15 protein-coding genes and 1 tRNA gene are annotated in these 16,023 nt (G+C 59.9%); 10 read left to right on the top strand and 6 right to left on the bottom strand.

Annotation, left to right across the window (positions count from 1 at the left end):
• Positions 1 to 44 precede the first annotated feature (44 nt).
• Complete coding sequence (locus tag RSK20926_RS12555) at positions 45 to 368, bottom strand: HesB/IscA family protein (RefSeq protein ID WP_008207202.1); 324 nt, start codon at positions 366 to 368, stop codon at positions 45 to 47.
• An 89-nt stretch (positions 369 to 457) separates the two neighbouring features.
• Here RSK20926_RS12555 and RSK20926_RS12550 point away from each other — a divergent pair, with 89 nt between their 5' ends.
• Positions 458 to 1,618 (top strand): deoxyguanosinetriphosphate triphosphohydrolase, encoded by a 1,161-nt coding sequence (locus RSK20926_RS12550; protein ID WP_037255055.1) that lies wholly within the window; start codon positions 458 to 460, stop codon positions 1,616 to 1,618.
• A 326-nt stretch (positions 1,619 to 1,944) separates the two neighbouring features.
• Here RSK20926_RS12550 and RSK20926_RS22115 read toward each other — a convergent pair whose 3' ends face one another.
• The gene (locus RSK20926_RS22115) at positions 1,945 to 2,595 is read right to left on the bottom strand and encodes an ion channel (RefSeq protein ID WP_008207199.1); all 651 of its coding nucleotides are present in this window, start codon (positions 2,593 to 2,595) and stop codon (positions 1,945 to 1,947) included.
• Between the two features lie 139 nt (positions 2,596 to 2,734).
• Between RSK20926_RS22115 and RSK20926_RS12540 the strand changes: the two genes are divergently transcribed.
• From RSK20926_RS12540 to RSK20926_RS12505, 8 genes are all read left to right on the top strand, one after another.
• Entirely contained in the window at positions 2,735 to 3,034 is a 300-nt protein-coding gene (locus RSK20926_RS12540; RefSeq protein WP_008207198.1) for a hypothetical protein, read from the top strand.
• A gap of 5 nt (positions 3,035 to 3,039) precedes the next feature.
• Positions 3,040 to 3,351 (top strand): YciI family protein, encoded by a 312-nt coding sequence (locus tag RSK20926_RS12535; RefSeq protein ID WP_232281893.1) that lies wholly within the window; start codon positions 3,040 to 3,042, stop codon positions 3,349 to 3,351.
• A 166-nt stretch (positions 3,352 to 3,517) separates the two neighbouring features.
• The gene (gene argS / locus RSK20926_RS12530; RefSeq protein WP_008207196.1) at positions 3,518 to 5,263 is read left to right on the top strand and encodes an arginine--tRNA ligase; all 1,746 of its coding nucleotides are present in this window, start codon (positions 3,518 to 3,520) and stop codon (positions 5,261 to 5,263) included.
• A 99-nt stretch (positions 5,264 to 5,362) separates the two neighbouring features.
• Positions 5,363 to 7,024, top strand: coding sequence for an SPOR domain-containing protein (locus RSK20926_RS23185; RefSeq protein WP_008207195.1), 1,662 nt, complete (start codon positions 5,363 to 5,365; stop codon positions 7,022 to 7,024).
• A gap of 118 nt (positions 7,025 to 7,142) precedes the next feature.
• Positions 7,143 to 8,165: a beta-N-acetylhexosaminidase gene (nagZ, locus tag RSK20926_RS12520; RefSeq protein ID WP_008207194.1), complete on the top strand. Its 1,023-nt coding sequence runs from the start codon at positions 7,143 to 7,145 to the stop codon at positions 8,163 to 8,165.
• Positions 8,158 to 8,955, top strand: coding sequence for a segregation and condensation protein A (locus tag RSK20926_RS12515; RefSeq protein WP_008207193.1), 798 nt, complete (start codon positions 8,158 to 8,160; stop codon positions 8,953 to 8,955). Before nagZ ends, RSK20926_RS12515 begins: the two co-directional genes overlap by 8 nt.
• Positions 8,955 to 9,641 (top strand): SMC-Scp complex subunit ScpB, encoded by a 687-nt coding sequence (gene scpB / locus RSK20926_RS12510; protein ID WP_008207192.1) that lies wholly within the window; start codon positions 8,955 to 8,957, stop codon positions 9,639 to 9,641. The genes RSK20926_RS12515 and scpB overlap by 1 nt, the downstream gene beginning before the upstream one ends.
• 151 nt (positions 9,642 to 9,792) lie before the next feature.
• A complete protein-coding gene (locus RSK20926_RS12505; RefSeq protein WP_037254976.1) occupies positions 9,793 to 10,011 on the top strand; it encodes a hypothetical protein in 219 nt (72 codons plus the stop codon).
• On the opposite strand, the gene RSK20926_RS12500 is transcribed toward RSK20926_RS12505, so the two are convergent.
• Positions 9,974 to 11,224, bottom strand: coding sequence for an MFS transporter (locus RSK20926_RS12500; protein WP_008207189.1), 1,251 nt, complete (start codon positions 11,222 to 11,224; stop codon positions 9,974 to 9,976). The genes RSK20926_RS12505 and RSK20926_RS12500 overlap by 38 nt on opposite strands.
• A 128-nt stretch (positions 11,225 to 11,352) precedes the next feature.
• Here RSK20926_RS12500 and RSK20926_RS12495 point away from each other — a divergent pair, with 128 nt between their 5' ends.
• The gene (locus RSK20926_RS12495; protein WP_008207187.1) at positions 11,353 to 11,835 is read left to right on the top strand and encodes an Lrp/AsnC family transcriptional regulator; all 483 of its coding nucleotides are present in this window, start codon (positions 11,353 to 11,355) and stop codon (positions 11,833 to 11,835) included.
• Positions 11,836 to 11,874: 39 nt separating this feature from the next.
• On the opposite strand, the gene RSK20926_RS12490 is transcribed toward RSK20926_RS12495, so the two are convergent.
• The 3 genes from RSK20926_RS12490 to RSK20926_RS23180 form a co-directional block, all read right to left on the bottom strand.
• The gene (locus RSK20926_RS12490; RefSeq protein ID WP_008207186.1) at positions 11,875 to 12,954 is read right to left on the bottom strand and encodes a 2'-deoxycytidine 5'-triphosphate deaminase; all 1,080 of its coding nucleotides are present in this window, start codon (positions 12,952 to 12,954) and stop codon (positions 11,875 to 11,877) included.
• 204 nt (positions 12,955 to 13,158) lie between these two features.
• Positions 13,159 to 13,235: transfer RNA gene (locus RSK20926_RS12485), tRNA-Pro, on the bottom strand.
• Positions 13,236 to 13,312: 77 nt separating this feature from the next.
• Complete coding sequence (locus tag RSK20926_RS23180) at positions 13,313 to 16,000, bottom strand: MerR family transcriptional regulator (protein WP_008207185.1); 2,688 nt, start codon at positions 15,998 to 16,000, stop codon at positions 13,313 to 13,315.
• Positions 16,001 to 16,023: the final 23 nt, after the last annotated feature.

Here is a 16,023-nt window from a genome sequence, read left to right as displayed (position 1 = left end):
TGAAGGAGCAAGGGGTTTGGAAAGCTGGCGCCGCAAGGCGCGCGCTACATGGAGAAAGAGGTGCCGCAGCCGCAGCTGGATGAGGCATTGGGATTTTCAATGGTGAAACGCGCGCCGATCAGCTCTTCGGTGAAATCGATGACGGCGTTTTCCAGGAAGGGCAGCGAGATGCTGTCGACAACGACCTTTTCTCCCTGACCTTCCAGCACCAGGTCATCCTCTTTGGGCGCGTCCAGGGCGATCTCATACTGAAAGCCGGAACAGCCGCCGCCTTCCACCGCGATACGCAGCGCTTGACCCTGGGTTGCCGCGCCGATTTCGTTCAGGCGGGCAAAGGCTCTTTCGGTCACTTTTGGCGGCAGATGCATGCGGTCTCTCCAATGCTGTATTGCAGCGCAGCTCATTATATAGAAAGCTGCGGCGCAAGGGACAAGATTTAGGGAGATAAAGATTGGTGATATATGCGCCTTTTGCCACCCAACCGGACCAAAGCCGGGGGCGGCTCATCCCTGAAGAGGAAAGCAGCTTTCGCTCCCCCTATCAACGCGACCGGGACCGGATCATTCATGCCAGCGCCTTTCGCCGTCTGAAACATAAGACCCAGGTCTTTGTGGAGCACGAAGGTGACAGCTACCGCACCCGGCTGACCCATTCGATCGAAGTGGGGCAGGTGGCGCGCACCATCGCGGGCGCCTTGGGCCTGAACCAGGAGCTGACAGAGGCGGTGGCGCTGGCCCATGATCTGGGGCACACCCCCTTTGGTCATACCGGCGAGGACGCGCTGCATGCGGCCATGGCGCCCTATGGGGGCTTTGATCACAATGCCCAGGCAATCCGCATCGTTACTGCGCTGGAACGTCACTATGCTGAATTTGATGGGCTGAACCTCAGCTGGGAGACGCTGGAGGCTATTGCCAAACACAATGGTCCCGTAGTGGGAGAGCTGCCCTGGGCCCTGGCCGAATGCAATGCGGCGATGGATCTTGAACTGGATACTTATGCCAGTGCCGAAGCACAGGTGGCCGCATTGGCCGATGATATCGCCTATAACAACCATGATCTCCACGATGGGCTGCGGGCGGGTCTCTTCACCGATGAGGAGATCATGACGCTTCCGATCATTTCTGCGGCCTACCGTGAGGTGGATCAGAAATATCCGGGGCTGGATTCCTTGCGTCGGCGACATGAGGCCCTGCGCCGGGTCTTTGGGGTCATGGTGGAGGATGTGATTGGCACCGCCCGTCAGAACCTGACCTGCAGTGGTGTTCAAACGGTTGATGAGGTGCGTGGCCTGGATCATGCGGTTGTTGCCTTCTCTGCTCCGATCTGGACGGACCTAAAGGAAATTCGGGCCTTCCTCTTCCGCCGGATGTATCGCGCTCCATCGGTAATGGAGGTTCGAAAGCGTATGGCAGCGGTGGTCGAAGCGCTTTTTCCCTATTTTCTGGAAAACCCGGACGAGATGCCGGAACATTGGCAAGCGGATGCCGCCAAGGTGCTGGCAGGCGACGGTGGGGATCAGGTTGCCCTGGCGCGGCTTGTGTCTGACTATATCGCCGGGATGACCGATCGCTTTGCCCTGCAACAATATGAGCGGATTTTTGGGCAGGCGCCCTAACCACTTACGAAGTGCAGGCGTAGGGGAGAGAGAGGGCTGGACCGGGTGCTGTGCATTTGCATTTCGGCAATCAATCCCCTATATTCCTAACAGGGAAAGGAGGCGTAGATGACAGAAGCAAGATTTAAATCGGTAGAGAAATTCTACCTCAAAGTCAGCATCTGCATGCTGATCGCCATGCCTGCGCTCCTGCTGGTGGGGCTTTTCCTTTAACCCTTCACAGGCCTAACGGTTCGATCACTCTAGTCGGACAACACGGCAGTGCTTTGCGCCATAGGTCTCCGCCGTTGGCAGGCCTAGCTATATGCCTGCGGATAAACCCACTGCTATTTCGCCTTTGCCGTCAGCAGCATAGAGCCAACAAAGATCCCCAGGTGAAGATTGCCGATAATCGCCTCAAACCCGGCCCAAAGGCGCGCGGGCGGGGCTGGCTGGAAGTCACCATATCCCAGGGTCGAGAAGGTCACCGAGGAGAAATAGATCAAATCCCGCCAGTGCGTGGTAATCTCACCCGTCGGGTCCACAACGCCGAACAATTGAAACAGCAGGGCAAAACTGGCGATGTTCAAGAGCATCGACAGAAAAGTGTCACGCCACAGCCGCTCAAGCTTCAGATGGAACTCCCGGCGCCGGCTGGCCAGATAAAGCACGCTGAGTACGGTGACCGAGAAATGGATCAGGCTGAACCCGCTCAGCATAAGGACCCAGATATAGGCGTAGGCCAGCGCTGCGGGGGAGGTCAGTCGGGCAGGCTCAGCAGTACCACTCACCAGTAGACCCAAAGCAACAGCAATCGCCAGCAGGGCAACCCAGCTGGTCAGGCTGCGAATACCGCTGCCATCTACAGGGATCACGCGATCCGCCAGGGCCTGAAACCGCCGCTCGATCCTGGCTACGAAATCAGGGCTTAGCCACAGGCCAATGGAAAGGCATATCAGCACGAGGAGTGAGAGAGGCAGGATCTGGCTTTCCAACATTCCCGCAAACTCACTTTTTCAAAGCGATGCTGCAATGGGAAAATGCTCCTCTTGGATACATCTCCTGTTGGAACTGGCCCTATGAGTATGGCATGCAACTGCTTTTTTAAGGGGAAACCGTAAGAGAGTCAGTTGTGCAATGGCAAGTTGGACCGTCACCTTTCAAGATGCCCCAGAGATGAGCAAGATCCGCGGCGATAAGCGACGCCGGGATGCACATATCGCCTTTGTGCGGGCCAATCCGCAGTTGCAGATTGGTGGCTCGCTGGCGATGCGTCCCATGCAGGATTTCCCTGGGGCCATCTGGAACGTCGAAGCAGAGGCCCGTGATGAGGTGGAGCGTCTGATCCTGCGCGACCCCTACTATGTGGCCTCGCTTCGCCGCTATAAAATCACCTGCTGGAGCAAATCCTCCGCCTCGCAGAAGTTAGAGATGTGACCTCTGTGGGGGAAAGACCCCAGCGCTGGGCGGTGATCTTTCAGGATACACCAGAGATGCAGCGCATTCGGGACGACAGGGCAAGACGCGACGCCCATGTGGCCTATGCCAAGGCCCATCCGGAACTGCTTATCGGTGGTGGATTGAAACCCGGACCAGATGGGGCCTTTTGTGGCGCGCTCTGGGTTGTTGAGGCTGCAACACGGGAAGAGGTCGAGGCGCTGGTGCAAAACGACCCCTTTTATGAGCCCGCCTGGCGCAGTTATGAGATCTACACTTGGGGCAAGATCCTGGAAGATCAGAACGCAATCCTTTAGCGCGCACCCGCTTTGAGCCTCAGCTGACACGCGCCGCCTATGGAAGGCCCGATTTGAGGCCATATTGCGGGGTGAGCGGTCGCGCCCTACCAGCGCAGAGGGCCATAGCTGCTTGACCCTTTGGCTGGGCGTGGTAATCCCCTCCTGAACCAATGGGACGCCAGTTATGAACCTCTTTACCGATATCCGTTCGCTTGTGATCGACAGCCTCACCGCAATGAGCGCCGAGGGCGCGCTGCCCGAGGGGCTGGATTTTGCCAATGTCGCGGTTGAGCCGCCACGCGATGCCGCCCATGGGGATATGGCGACCAATGCGGCCATGGTGCTGGCGAAACCGGCCAAGATGAAGCCGCGCGACATCGCAGAGGCGCTGGCGGGGAAGCTGGCAGCGGACGCGCGCGTCACCTCGGCAGAAGTGGCCGGTCCGGGCTTCCTCAACCTGCGGCTGGCGCCGGTTGTCTGGCAGGGTGTCGTGGATGCGGTGCTGAAGGCCGGAACCGATTTTGGCCGCTCTGACCAGGGGGCGGGTAAGCGGGTCAATGTGGAATATGTCTCGGCTAACCCAACCGGACCCTTGCATGTGGGCCATACCCGTGGCGCCGTCTTTGGCGATGCGCTGGCCTCGCTTTTGGCCTATGCGGGCTATGACGTCACCCGTGAATACTACATCAACGATGGGGGAGGGCAGGTCGATGTGCTGGCGCGCTCTGTCTACCTGCGCTATCTCGAAGCCCACGGCCAGGAGATTGCCTTTGCAGATGGCACCTATCCGGGGGACTATCTGGTCCCCGTAGGTGAAGCGCTGAAAGACAAGGTTGGCGATGCCTATCTGGACCAGCCAGAGGATGTCTGGCTGGCCGATGTGCGTGAGTTCTCTACCGATGCGATGATGGATCTGATCCGCGCGGATCTCGCCCGGCTTGGCATTGAGATGGATGTTTTCTATTCGGAAAAATCCCTCTATGGCACCGGCCGGATCGAGGCTGCGCTGAAGGAGCTGGAAGAAAAAGGCCTGATCTATCAGGGTGTTCTGGAACCGCCAAAAGGCAAAAAGCCCGATGATTGGGAACCGCGCGAGCAGACCCTGTTCAAATCCACCGACCACGGCGATGATGTGGACCGCGCGGTGAAGAAATCCGATGGCGCCTGGACCTATTTTGCCCCCGATATCGCCTATCACTACGACAAGGTGAGCCGCGGCTTTGATGAGCTGATCGATATTTTCGGCGCTGACCACGGTGGCTATGTCAAACGGATGAAAGCGGCGGTTTCGGCGCTATCCGATGGCAAGGTGCCCCTGGACATCAAGCTCTGCCAACTGGTGAAACTGTTCAAGGACGGCCAGGAATTCAAGATGTCCAAGCGGGCAGGGACCTTTGTCATGCTGCGCGATGTTGTGGATGCAGTGGGCCCGGATGTGACCCGTTTCATGCTGCTGACGCGCAAGAACGATCAGGGCTTTGACTTTGATCTCGACAAGGCGCTGGAGCAATCCAAGGACAACCCGGTTTTCTACGTGCAATATGCCAATGCGCGGATCTGCTCGACACTGCGGCGTGCCGCAGCGGAGGGGATCGCGGGCGATGATGATACGCTGAAATCCGCTGATCTGACGCTGATCTCGGATCCTGCCCAGCTCTCGGTTGTTAAGAAATTGGGCGAATGGCCGCGTCAGGTCGAGATTGCCGCCCGTACCAATGAACCGCATCGGATCGCCTTTTATCTCTATGATTTGGCGTCCGAACTGCACGGATTGTACCACCTCGGAAAAAGTAACGAAGGTTTACGATTTGTTAACGAGAGCAGCCAATCGGCAACACATGCCAATTTGGCGCTCGCGCGCAGCGTTTCCATTGTTATTTCCGCAGGTCTTGGTATTCTTGGGGTGAAACCGGCGCAGGAGATGCGGTAGCAAATACCGCCCGAAGTGCCGGATTGAGGCAGTTCAAGAGACCCGAGTGTGGCCCCGCAGGTATCGCCCTGCCGGTCCCTGCGGGCAGTGAGGCGGATCATGGCGTATTTTGCGCAGGCGGGCTCTGGCCCAGCCTTTTCCCATAGCGGTTCCCAGAGTGAGGGTGCCGCACCAGAGACTTCAGCCACACAGGCTCAACCCCATCTTCAGGCCCCTGATCATGGTCACCAACAGGTGACCCATGCTCCGGCAGTCCATGCCACAAGGGCGCAACCACAGGCCGGGCATCGGTCTCAGTTCCCACATGAAGGGCCTGATCTCTATTCCAACTATGTGTCAGAGCCGCAGGATCTGCCCGCGGCCAATGCAGCGTCGCAGGCCGCGACAGCTTCCGCGACAGGCCCACGTCTAGAGGTCACGCAGGTGCAGGGCGCGCGCGCCCAGGCCTCTGCTCCGCAGGCTGCGGCCCCCGTGGATGCGGCATCGCAGGCCGCTGCAGGGCAGGGCCCGCGTATCTTTGCAAAGGCAGAGCCAGAGCTAGCCTCTGCCTATGCGCAGAACCCGAGCTCCGGCGAATATGGCGAATATGTCAGCCAGGACTATGGGGTTTCGGGGCTGGAAAACGCAGCGACCGCCGGGCAGGACCTGCGCGCTGATCAGGCCGTATACCGTGGGGCAGGCGCCTCCTTTGGGTATGACGGGGCTGAAGTGGACGATTATGGCTATGACGACGCAGCCAATGAAAACGAACAGTATCAGCCCCCGGTCGCTTCGGGACGCGGTTTTACAAAAGCCGCCAGCGTTCTCGGCGCGGTCGCTTCGTTTGCGCTGGTTATTGGCTTGGGTGTCTGGGGCTATCAGCTGGTGATGCGCGATGTCAGCGGACTTCCTGTTGTGCGCTCGGTTGAGGGTCCTATGCGGGTGCAGCCCGAAAACCCAGGCGGCAGTCAGGCGGACCATCAGGGGCTGGCGGTGAATAGTGTCGCCGCGACTGGTGCCGCTGAAGCACCGGCAGATCGCCTGACCCTGGCACCACAGCCCATTGAGCTTACCGAGGATGACCAACCTGCTTCTGTCCTGCAGGCACCCGCAGCGGATCCTGCGCCGGTCATTGCTCTGACGTCGACTGATCCGGCCGCAGGCAATCAGTCAACCGAGGACGCCGCAGAGGCGTTTCGAAATGGCGACATCGACGCATTGGTGGCAGAGTTGACCGATGGGGTCGAACCCATCAGTGATCTGGAGCCGGTTTCGGCCTCGGCGCCGGTGGGTCTGGGTCAGGTGACGACACCTTCGTCTCCGGCGATTGTGCAGCCTGAACCCCTTCAGCCAACAGCCGTCGCGGCCATTGAGAGCAGCACCCCAGCCGCGCTGGCCCTGCTCAAAGCGCCGGGGGTCAAGCTCTCTCTGCGTCCCAACTTGCGTCCTGCCAGGTTCTCTCCGGCGCAGGCCACACCGGCCAAACTGTCGGGTCCTGCCACCGAAGAGCTGGACCCCGCGAGCTTGCCTGCGGGCACCCGTCTGGCGCAGCTTGGCGCCTATGAAAGTGCCGCAGTTGCGCGCGCTGAATGGGACCGGATTGCTTCGCGTTTTGGGGACTATCTGGATGGCAAAAAACGGGTAGTGCAGCGCGCCGAAAGCGGTGGCCGTACGTTCTACCGCCTGCGTGCGGTTGGATTTGAAGGCCTGTCTGATGCGCGTCGGTTCTGCTCTGCTCTGGTGGCCCGCAATGCGGATTGCATTCCGGTGACTACCCGCTAATCTGAGCCTAAGCATTGGATCGGCATCAGGATTGATCCGGTTTACCGGGTAACGCCCACCCCGCACACCGGGTGGGCGTTTTGCGGTTTAAATGAAATCAGTGGGTGCAGGAGGTCGCATGACAGCTGTTGGTCGCAAATCCCATGGGGCATGCATTCTTGATGCGGATGGCCTGCGGCTCTGCGCCGAAGAAAAGTCCCTCTTCCGGGAGGCAGACCCTTTTGGCTTTATCCTCTTTGCTCGCAATATCGAGAGCGCAGATCAGGTGCGCGCACTCTGCGGTGATTTCCGCGAAGCCGTCGGGCGTGACTGTCTGATCACCATCGATCAGGAAGGCGGTCGGGTGCAAAGGCTGCGCGCACCGCTAGCGCGTGAATGGTTGCCGCCTCTGGATCATGTCATGCAAGCAGGCGATAGGGCAGAGCGGGCGATGTACCTGCGCTACCGGCTGATCGCGCAAGAGCTGCGGGCCTTGGGTATTGATAGCAATTGCGCGCCCTGCGCGGATCTTGTGACACCTGACACCCACCCATTCCTGAAAAACCGCTGCTATGCGGATCAGCCCGATTTGGTGGTGACACTGTCTCGCGCAGTGGCCCAAGGCCATCTGGATGGTGGGGTTCTGCCAGTGCTAAAGCACATGCCTGGACATGGTCGCGCCATTGCTGACAGCCACAAGGACCTGCCCCAGGTCGCAGCCCCGCTTGGCGAATTGCAACAAAGTGATTTTGCAGTGTTCCAATCTCTCAATGATTTGCCCTTGGGGATGACAGCGCATCTTGTCTATGAGGCGCTGGACAGCACCCCGGCCACACTGTCACCAAAGGTCATGCAGATGATCCGCCAGGGCATCGGTTTTGACGGGCTGATCATGACCGATGACATCTCGATGAAAGCGCTTACCGGCACGCCCGCCCAGAATGCCGCGGCTGCGCGTCAGGCAGGCTGCGATTTGGCACTCTATTGCAATGGTCCTCTGTCAGAGCGCCGGGCAGTCGCAGAGGCGGCGGGACTGATGGATGAGGCGGGACAGCGCCGGGCAGAGGCTGCACTTGCCCGTCGTCAGGATCCACTGCCGCTTGACACCAAGGCGGCAGAAGCGGAACTTAGCGCCCTGATGGGCGGTAGGATCTATGTCTGAGCAGAACCTCTTTGATGACGTCGCCACGCAATCGGTCGAGGAACGGCTGGCCGCAGAGGCACTGATTGTCGATGTCGAGGGCTATGAGGGGCCGCTCGATCTTTTGCTGACGCTGTCGCGCACTCAAAAGGTGGACCTGCGCCGGATCTCGGTGCTGGAGCTGGCGCGGCAATATCTGACCTTTGTGGACCGGGCCAAGGAACTCAGGATCGAGCTGGCAGCGGACTATCTGGTGATGGCCGCCTGGCTGGCCTTTCTGAAGTCACGCCTGCTTTTGCCGCCGGACCCAGAGGAAGAGGGCCCCTCGGGCGAAGAACTGGCGGCGCATCTGGCCTTTCAGCTGGAGCGCCTGCAGGCGATGAGAGACGCGGCGGCGCGCCTTATGGGACGCGACCAGCGCGGGCGAGACTTTTTCGCGCGTGGTAAGGGCGAAGATGTGGAGCGCATCCGCTCCGTGACCTATTCCGCCAGTCTGCTGGATCTGATGCAGGGCTATGCCCGCATTCGCACCAAGGATGATTTCCGCCCCTTTGTTATGGACCGCGATAGCGTCTATACCATGGAAGAGGCATTGGAGCGCATGCGGAGCCTTATCGGCTTTACCGGCAGCTGGACCGACATGCTGAGCTATCTGCCGGATGGCTGGCACACGGACCCGGTGCGGCGGCGCTCAGCCACGGCGGCAACCTTTGCGGCCTCTTTGCAGCTGGTAAAGGAAGGTAAGTTGGAAATTCGCCAAAGTGAGAGCTTCTCAGCGATTCAGCTGCGCAGCCTGGACGAGGAAAACTAATGGACGATCACGGTTTGGATCAAACGGCGGAGCAGCCAGAGGGCGGCCCACTGGAGCGTGATAGCCTGTTTGAGGCGCCGCCTATGGTCGAGCAGGAGCGTATGGTCGAAGCCGTGCTCTTTGCCAGTTCCGAGCCGGTTACCCTGCGCGACCTTGCGGGCCGTATGCCCCATGGTTGCAATCCCGGCGAGGCGGTGGAACATCTGCGCAAGCGCTATGAGGGGCGCGGCGTTCGTGTGGTGCGTGTGGGCGATGCCTGGGCTGTCCGAACGGCGCCGGATCTCGGCTTCCTGATGCAGAAAGAGATCGTCGAGACCCGCAAGCTCAGCCGCGCCGCGATCGAGACCCTGGCGATCATCGCCTATCACCAGCCGGTCACACGGGCTGAGATCGAAGAGATCCGCGGTGTTTCGGTTTCACGCGGCACCATTGATCAGCTCCTGGAGATGGAATGGATCCGTCTGGGACGGCGGCGGATGACACCGGGCCGTCCGGTGACCTTTGTTGTCACTCCCAGTTTCCTGGATCACTTTGGTCTCGAAAGTGCCCGCGACCTGCCCGGCTTAAAAGAGCTGCGCGCCGCAGGGCTCTTGGAAAACCGGCCCCCACCCGGTGCATTGCCGATTGGCCATGGCGAAGATGGTGAGCACGAAATCGGCGAACAGCCAGAGCTCTTTGAAGAATAGAGGCGCGGGCTGCGTGCCTTACGTGAGCTGACTACGCCTGGTTTGCCCTTGGCTCTTCGCAGCCGGCTCGTAGCCTCTGCCAAGGAATTGCCGCTTTTGCTTGTTATGCAGTCCTGAGGCCTAAGGTGATGCAGCAAGGGGACCCTCGGAAATGAGTATGGACATGATCTTCAGGATGATCCTGCGCCGCCTGGTTGGGCGTGCGATCAATGCAGGTATCGACCGGGGCATCAGCAGTTTTCCAGGGGGGCGCAAGGCCCGTAAGCAGCACATGCAGCCGGAAACCCCCGCCGAGGCGGAGGCCAGGGCCGAACGCGAGAGGGTGCGTGAAATCAGGCAGGCGCGCCGGGCGAGGCGCAATCAGACTTAGTGCTTTTAGATGCTGTCGGCTCAGGTGTTTTCTGCCTTGGTCGCAATGAGATTGCGGCCTCAAATGCTTCCAGCGCGGTTAAGCAGGCAGAGGCAATGAGACAGCCAACCAATCCCCAAACTCCAAAGAGCAGATCACCCGCATAGGGGGCTGCAAAGACGCAGAGATAGGTCATGGTGCTATAAAGCCCCATGATCGCGCCGCGCTGGTCTGGATCCAATGCGGTCAGGCGCGCCACCAGCAGGTTGAGGCCAAGATGCTGGAAGATCCCCCAGATGAGCGTTACGCCCAGCAATACCAGAAAATGCCCAGAGGTCAGGGCGAGGCCCAGATAACTGCATGTGATCAATACAAAGATTGGTGGGGTCGCACGCGCCAGCCCGATCCGATCCAGCAGGGGATCAAAGAAAACTGCCAGGCCAAAGCCGATCCCATAAAACAGCGGTAGCAAACCGGCCTGCCCGGTGCTGAGACCCAGATCCAGGGTGATATGGGCCCCGGTGTAGAAATAGGTGATGTAAAAGCTGAGCATCAGTAGCGCAGTGGCCAAGAGCCCCGTGCGCATCCCCGGAACCCGCAGCGCCGTCAGAGGGGAGCTGGCAGCTGCTTCCACCTGGCTGCTGGCACCACTGCTCAGCCTAGCGAGGCTTCTGGAACAGAGCCAGAGCAGAGCGGCCAGCAACGCAAGTGCCAGATAGACCTGCCGCCATCCGGCCAGCTCAGCGACCCAGGCGCTGACAGTAACCCCCAGCACCATCGAGAGCGTCCATCCGGTCAGGACCAGACCTACGGTGCGTGCCTCACGCCCCTTGGGTGCAATCCGTGCCGCCAGCGAATAGATGGAGGGTAGGGCAGCGCCGCCCGCAAGCCCACAGAACCCCTGCGCCAGGATCAGCCCCCAGAGACCCGGTGCCAAACCGCTTGCCGCCAGTCCCAGCGTCAGCGCTGCCAGGGCCAGTCGCAGCAGACGACCAGCACCAATGCGATCTCCCTTGGGCGCCAGCGTCAGTGCTGCCAGTGCAACGCCCAGCCCATAGGCACTGGCTGCCTGCATCACCGCGCCCGGATCCGCTGCCAGATCCTGCCCAACCGCTGTCACCAAGGGCGAGAGCAGTAGGGAATTGGCGCCAATAATGCCGATGGCACTCATCAGGATCAGGATGGATTGCCATAGAGGTTGGGTCGGAAGAGGACCTGGGGAAGCTGCAGACATAGTGGATAGATCTCGAACTGTTTTCAGAGTAATGACATATAGGCTGAATAATTTTCTGTGAACCGGGCATCTGGCCCGGCTTATGAGAAACAGATACCATTCAGGATAACCGTGGGAAGGGGCCGCATATGGACCAGTTGGACCGAAAGATATTAGGTGAGCTGAGCCGCGATGCGACTCAGTCCTATGCTGTGATCAGTGCTGCGGTAGGACTTTCGGCGCCAGCGGTGCATGAACGGGTCAAACGCATGCGCGCCTCTGGCGTGATCAAATCGACCGTAGCACAGCTGAGCGGTCCTGCGGTGGGCAAACCGCTTCTGGCCTTTATTCATGTGGACACGGCCGGCTGGGGCAAAACCGCAGAGCTGATGGCGCTGGAGAACTGGCCGGAGGTAGAGGAAATTCATACCGCCACCGGCGACACTTGTCTGATCCTAAAGGTCCGGGTTGCCTCCCCCCATGCGCTGGAGGGGCTGTTGTCGCAGATCTATGACGTCAAAGGCGTGCGCGGCACCCGCACCTATATGACCCTGTCGACCCATCTGGAACGTTCGGTTCAGGCCGGTGTGTCAGAGCCACTAGAACAGCCGGGTTTTGTAAAGCCAGCCTAGAATATGGATTCTTCTGCGCGGTTTTTTGCAGGTCGAAACCTATGCTGGCGATTTGAAATGCTTGGACAGCTTCAATCCCTGGCCCTGGTAGTTCGAGGCAATCCCTGAACCGTACAATTGTTCCGGGTGCTCTGCCATCCGCTCATAGACCAAGCGCCCGACCACCTGGCCGTGCTCCAGCACAAAGGGTGCTTCGTGGCAGCGGACTTCCAGAACACCACGGGAGCCACTGCCGCCCGCTGCATCATGTCCAAAGCCGGGATCAAAGAATCCCGCGTAATGGACCCGGAATTCGCCGACCATGGCCAGATATGGGGCCATTTCTGCGGCATAGGCAGGGGGGATATGGACCGCCTCGCGGCTGACCAGAATGTAAAAGGCGCCGGGATCCAGGATGATTCGCCCAGAGGTACTGCGCACCTCTTCCCAATAATCCTGCGGGTCATATTCCCCGATCCGGTCGAGGTCGATCACCCCGGTATGAGGTTTGGCGCGATAGCCAACCAGATCCCCGCCGGGAAGCTGCAGATCGACCGAGAATCCCAAACCGTCTTCGATGACGGCAGGGCCATTGACCAGTGGCATTTCGGCATGCAGCGCCGTGAGCTCAGCATCGCTGAGCACCGCCTGACCAGAGCGGAAGCGGATCTGATTGAGGCGCATGCCCGGTCGCACCAGAACCGAAAAGGAGCGGGGGCAGATTTCAGCATAGAGAGGGCCCTGATAGCCCGCCTTGATGCGGTCGAACTCTTCGCCACCATCGGTGATGGTACGGGTCAAAAGGTCCAGCCGCCCGGTTGAGCTTTTGGCATTGGCCACCGCAGAGACCTCCTGCGGCAGGTTCAGCCCCTCCATCAGGGGCACGACATAGACGCAGCCCTTTTCCAGCACGGCCCCATCGCTGAGGTCGATGCGGTGCATTTCGAACTCTTTGATCCGATCCGCGACACTGCTGCCTTGCCCCGCCAGGAAAGAGGCGCGGACACGATAGGCGACGGAGCCTAGCCGCAGATCCAGACTGGCGGGTTGGATCTGCCCCTCCGTAAGGGGCGTGCTCACCGTGATCTCGGCGCGATCAAGCATTTTTTCAATGGCTTGGCTGGGCAAAACACCGGTCATGATCGAGTCTCCTAGGTGCCAGAAAGGACCCGGAAAGGGGCCCGAGAGGACGTTGTGGCAGACCGATAGCAGCCTTTTACGGTTTTGGCAAAAACTAGGAAGATAGCAGGGGAGATCTGACTAGAAGGTTCAGGTTCTGATGGGGGCAGGATGCTGAAATAAAACAAAAAAACCGGCTGAGTGTGGAACACTCAACCGGTTTTTTGGTCGGGCTAGCAGGACTCGAACCTGCGACCTTCCGTCCCCCAGACGGACGCGCTACCAGGCTGCGCCATAGCCCGTTGAAGAGGGGTTCTAGCGGTTTTCCCGGCAGGAGCAAGAGGGTAATTCCACTTTTTTTTCCGTGCCGGATGAATTTTTAGCTGCGCCCGGTCAGCCCTCTTAGGGTGGCGACACATTCGGCAACTTCGCTCTGGGCTGATGCTGGGATCGATTTGGTCCGCGCCAGCAATGCAAGGAGACCGGCGGGAAGAGCGGCCTGCGCAGCAAGATCCTCATCCTCGATCTCTATGATAGCGGGACGCGCAGGCTCTGCTGCTGCGAGAGCGGGCTCGGCAGCAAGGGGAGTATCTTCGGCAGTCTCTGGGGCTGGGACGGTATCTACAGCCTCTACCTGATCCAGTGGTGGCGTGACCTCTTCCAGAGGTTGGGTGCTGATGGAACCGGCGTCTTCAGGGTCACTCTCAGAAAGCTCTTCGCTTTCAGCAAGTTGTTCTACTGAAGGTTCTGGCTCAGCCGAGAGTGGGGGCACTTCGGAGAGGGCCTCGGGCTCTGCCTCCGGCTGGATCTCAGCAGCGGATTCCTGAAGCACATCAGCTATCGCGCTGAGGTCTTCATCAGCAGCCTGCTCAACATGCGCTTCCGTGGTGTCTGCTTCTGCAGTGCTTGTTTCGGAGAGTGGTGCATCAGGCTGTGCATCAAACTGGGCTGTGGCCTCTTCAGTTGGGGCTGGGCTCTCCTGTAGGACCTCATCCTGCAGGGTCTGCGGAACCGGGTCAGCCTGCGGGGGCACACTGGTGGAGGAAACATCCTGCGGGAGGTCACTTGCTGGCGTTGAATCCCCGGACCAGGGGCTCTCCTCTGGTGTTATAGGGGCCGGGGCTGGATCCGCTGCTGTCTCTGCCACGGTTGATGTTGGCGCAGAAGGGGGCGGAGCGGGCTGTTCCAGGCGAGAATCCACAGACTGAGGGGCCTCTGCGAAGGGCGCATCCAGGGGTGGCGTTTCGGTGCTCAGTGTCTCTGTTGTGGTTTCGCTGATAGAACCAGGCGCTTGTTCTATCAGCGAAACAGCGTTTTCGCTCTCCTCAACTTCGGCTGAAGGAGCTTCTGGCGCTTCAGCCGCCACCTCTTGTTGCTCCAGGGCTCTTCGCCCCGCTTCCAACACATCCTGGGGTGTTTCCCTAGGTGGCGCGGTTGCGGTGATATTCGGTTTGAGGTGATGCGGTTCGGGTTTGACCGGTGGGTCCAACGGCAAATCCGGTGTAGCGGCAGCGACCTCGCTCTCTGCGGGCGGGGGCGGTGTCGTTCCGCCTGAATCTAGGTCGGCTGGCGCAGCTGCGCCTGTTTCTGCAGTTGGTTCAGCATTTGCCTCTGCATCGGAGGGCGCGTTTGCTGCACCCTCGACTGCTGAGGAGGCTGTTGCGACAGGAGGATTGGCTTGGGCCTGCGGTTGAGGTTGAGGCGAGTCCAGATCCATTCGCATTTGCTCTGGCTCAGCAGGTCCAGCGACCTCTGGTGCAGGTGCAAATTCAGCCTGAGGTTCCTGCTCAACAGCTTCTGGCTCAGCTGGCGCAAGATCCTGACTCTGGGGCGCGGCTGCGGCTGCCGTTTCAATTGGTTCGCTTACTTCTGGCTGTGGGGCTGGCTTAGATGCAGGAGCCAAAGTTTCGCTTTCCGATGGGGCAGCGGGGGTTGCAGTGTCGAGAGTAACCTCGTCAGGTTCCGTGATTTGAGGTGTCTCTTGGGGCGCATCTGCAAGAGGCGCAGCAGGTGCAGCCGGTTCTTCCGCAATTGGCTGGGCCAAATCATCTGCTTCGGGAGCAATTTCCTCAACTGCTGCAACTGTTGCTACAGGGAGAGATTCCTCGGGGCCTGTTTCAGCCACTGCTTGGGACTCGCCCTCGACCTCGGCTTTGGGTGCACTCATTTCGGCGGGCGCATCAACAACAGGCGCAGGTGGCGCTGCGGGGGCGACCTCATTTGCAGGCTGTGCGAGCGCTTCATCAGCGGCTTCCTCACCCCGGTCAGCGGGCTGATCCAGAGGCGCATCCGTCACAGGCGCGCCCGCATCTGGCGTCGCCGCATCTATTGTTGCCGCATCTATTGTTACGGCGGGGGCCGCTTCAGCTGGCTGGCTTTCTGGCGCAAGGGGCTCCTCTTGAGGTGCATCAAGGGGGGCGATTGGGGTCTGCGCCACCGGGGATTCCTGTGGCAGCTCTTGCGATTCGACGGTGTCTGACACGCTCTCTGGTGTTGCCTCAAGCGCTGTCTCAGGCGTTGAAGGTGTTGCTGGTGCAAGCGGGGCGGGTTCAGCAGCAGAACTGGCCTCCATCGGTGCGGTATCCGACACCTCACCAGGGCCTTCCGCGGCTTCTTGCACCTCAGGCGCATCACTGGGGAGCGGGACAGGGGCCGCATCGAGGGATTCTTGGGCGGTAGCACTGTCAGAGCCAGAGGCCTCCCCCTCGGTGGTTCCCCCAGTGGTCCCATTACCTGATCCGGCGGTATCTGCGGAACCGGTTGCACCGTCGCCATCCGGTGGGCCGGCCGCATCCAGATCATGGGACATTTCACTTACATGGCCGATTCCGAGATCGCGCAGAATGGCCTGTACTTCCTTGATCGACAGTCCGTCTTGATACAGCAGTTTGCGTATGCCACCCAAGAGAAGCATATCAGCGGGGCGGTAATACCTACGCCCCCCGGCACGTTTCACCGGCTTGATCTGAGTGAACTTGCTTTCCCAAAACCGCAGAACATGGGCTTGCACGCCAAGCCACTCCGCGACTTCACTAATGGTGCGGAAGGCGTCGGGTGATTTTGACATCTACACTGTTCCGTTGATCGCGC

The sequence above is a fragment of the Roseobacter sp. SK209-2-6 genome (genome assembly GCF_000169455.1).
In the GTDB taxonomy this organism is placed as follows: Bacteria; Pseudomonadota; Alphaproteobacteria; order Rhodobacterales; family Rhodobacteraceae; genus Pseudophaeobacter.
Note: the sequence above shows the minus strand (reverse complement) of the source record. Positions and strands in the feature narration are given on the sequence as shown.

What these genes read in the sequence shown, in the direction of transcription:
- RSK20926_RS12555 (WP_008207202.1), bottom strand. Translation starts at nt 368, where the DNA reads ATGCATCTGCCGCCAAAAGTGACCGAAAGAGCCTTTGCCCGCCTGAAC.
- RSK20926_RS22115 (WP_008207199.1), bottom strand. Translation starts at nt 2,595, where the DNA reads ATGTTGGAAAGCCAGATCCTGCCTCTCTCACTCCTCGTGCTGATATGC.
- RSK20926_RS12540 (WP_008207198.1), top strand. Translation starts at nt 2,735, where the DNA reads ATGGCAAGTTGGACCGTCACCTTTCAAGATGCCCCAGAGATGAGCAAG.
- argS (WP_008207196.1), top strand. Translation starts at nt 3,518, where the DNA reads ATGAACCTCTTTACCGATATCCGTTCGCTTGTGATCGACAGCCTCACC.
- RSK20926_RS23185 (WP_008207195.1), top strand. Translation starts at nt 5,363, where the DNA reads ATGGCGTATTTTGCGCAGGCGGGCTCTGGCCCAGCCTTTTCCCATAGC.
- nagZ (WP_008207194.1), top strand. Translation starts at nt 7,143, where the DNA reads ATGACAGCTGTTGGTCGCAAATCCCATGGGGCATGCATTCTTGATGCG.
- RSK20926_RS12515 (WP_008207193.1), top strand. Translation starts at nt 8,158, where the DNA reads ATGTCTGAGCAGAACCTCTTTGATGACGTCGCCACGCAATCGGTCGAG.
- scpB (WP_008207192.1), top strand. Translation starts at nt 8,955, where the DNA reads ATGGACGATCACGGTTTGGATCAAACGGCGGAGCAGCCAGAGGGCGGC.
- RSK20926_RS12505 (WP_037254976.1), top strand. Translation starts at nt 9,793, where the DNA reads ATGAGTATGGACATGATCTTCAGGATGATCCTGCGCCGCCTGGTTGGG.
- RSK20926_RS12500 (WP_008207189.1), bottom strand. Translation starts at nt 11,224, where the DNA reads ATGTCTGCAGCTTCCCCAGGTCCTCTTCCGACCCAACCTCTATGGCAA.
- RSK20926_RS12495 (WP_008207187.1), top strand. Translation starts at nt 11,353, where the DNA reads ATGGACCAGTTGGACCGAAAGATATTAGGTGAGCTGAGCCGCGATGCG.
- RSK20926_RS12490 (WP_008207186.1), bottom strand. Translation starts at nt 12,954, where the DNA reads ATGACCGGTGTTTTGCCCAGCCAAGCCATTGAAAAAATGCTTGATCGC.
- RSK20926_RS23180 (WP_008207185.1), bottom strand. Translation starts at nt 16,000, where the DNA reads ATGTCAAAATCACCCGACGCCTTCCGCACCATTAGTGAAGTCGCGGAG.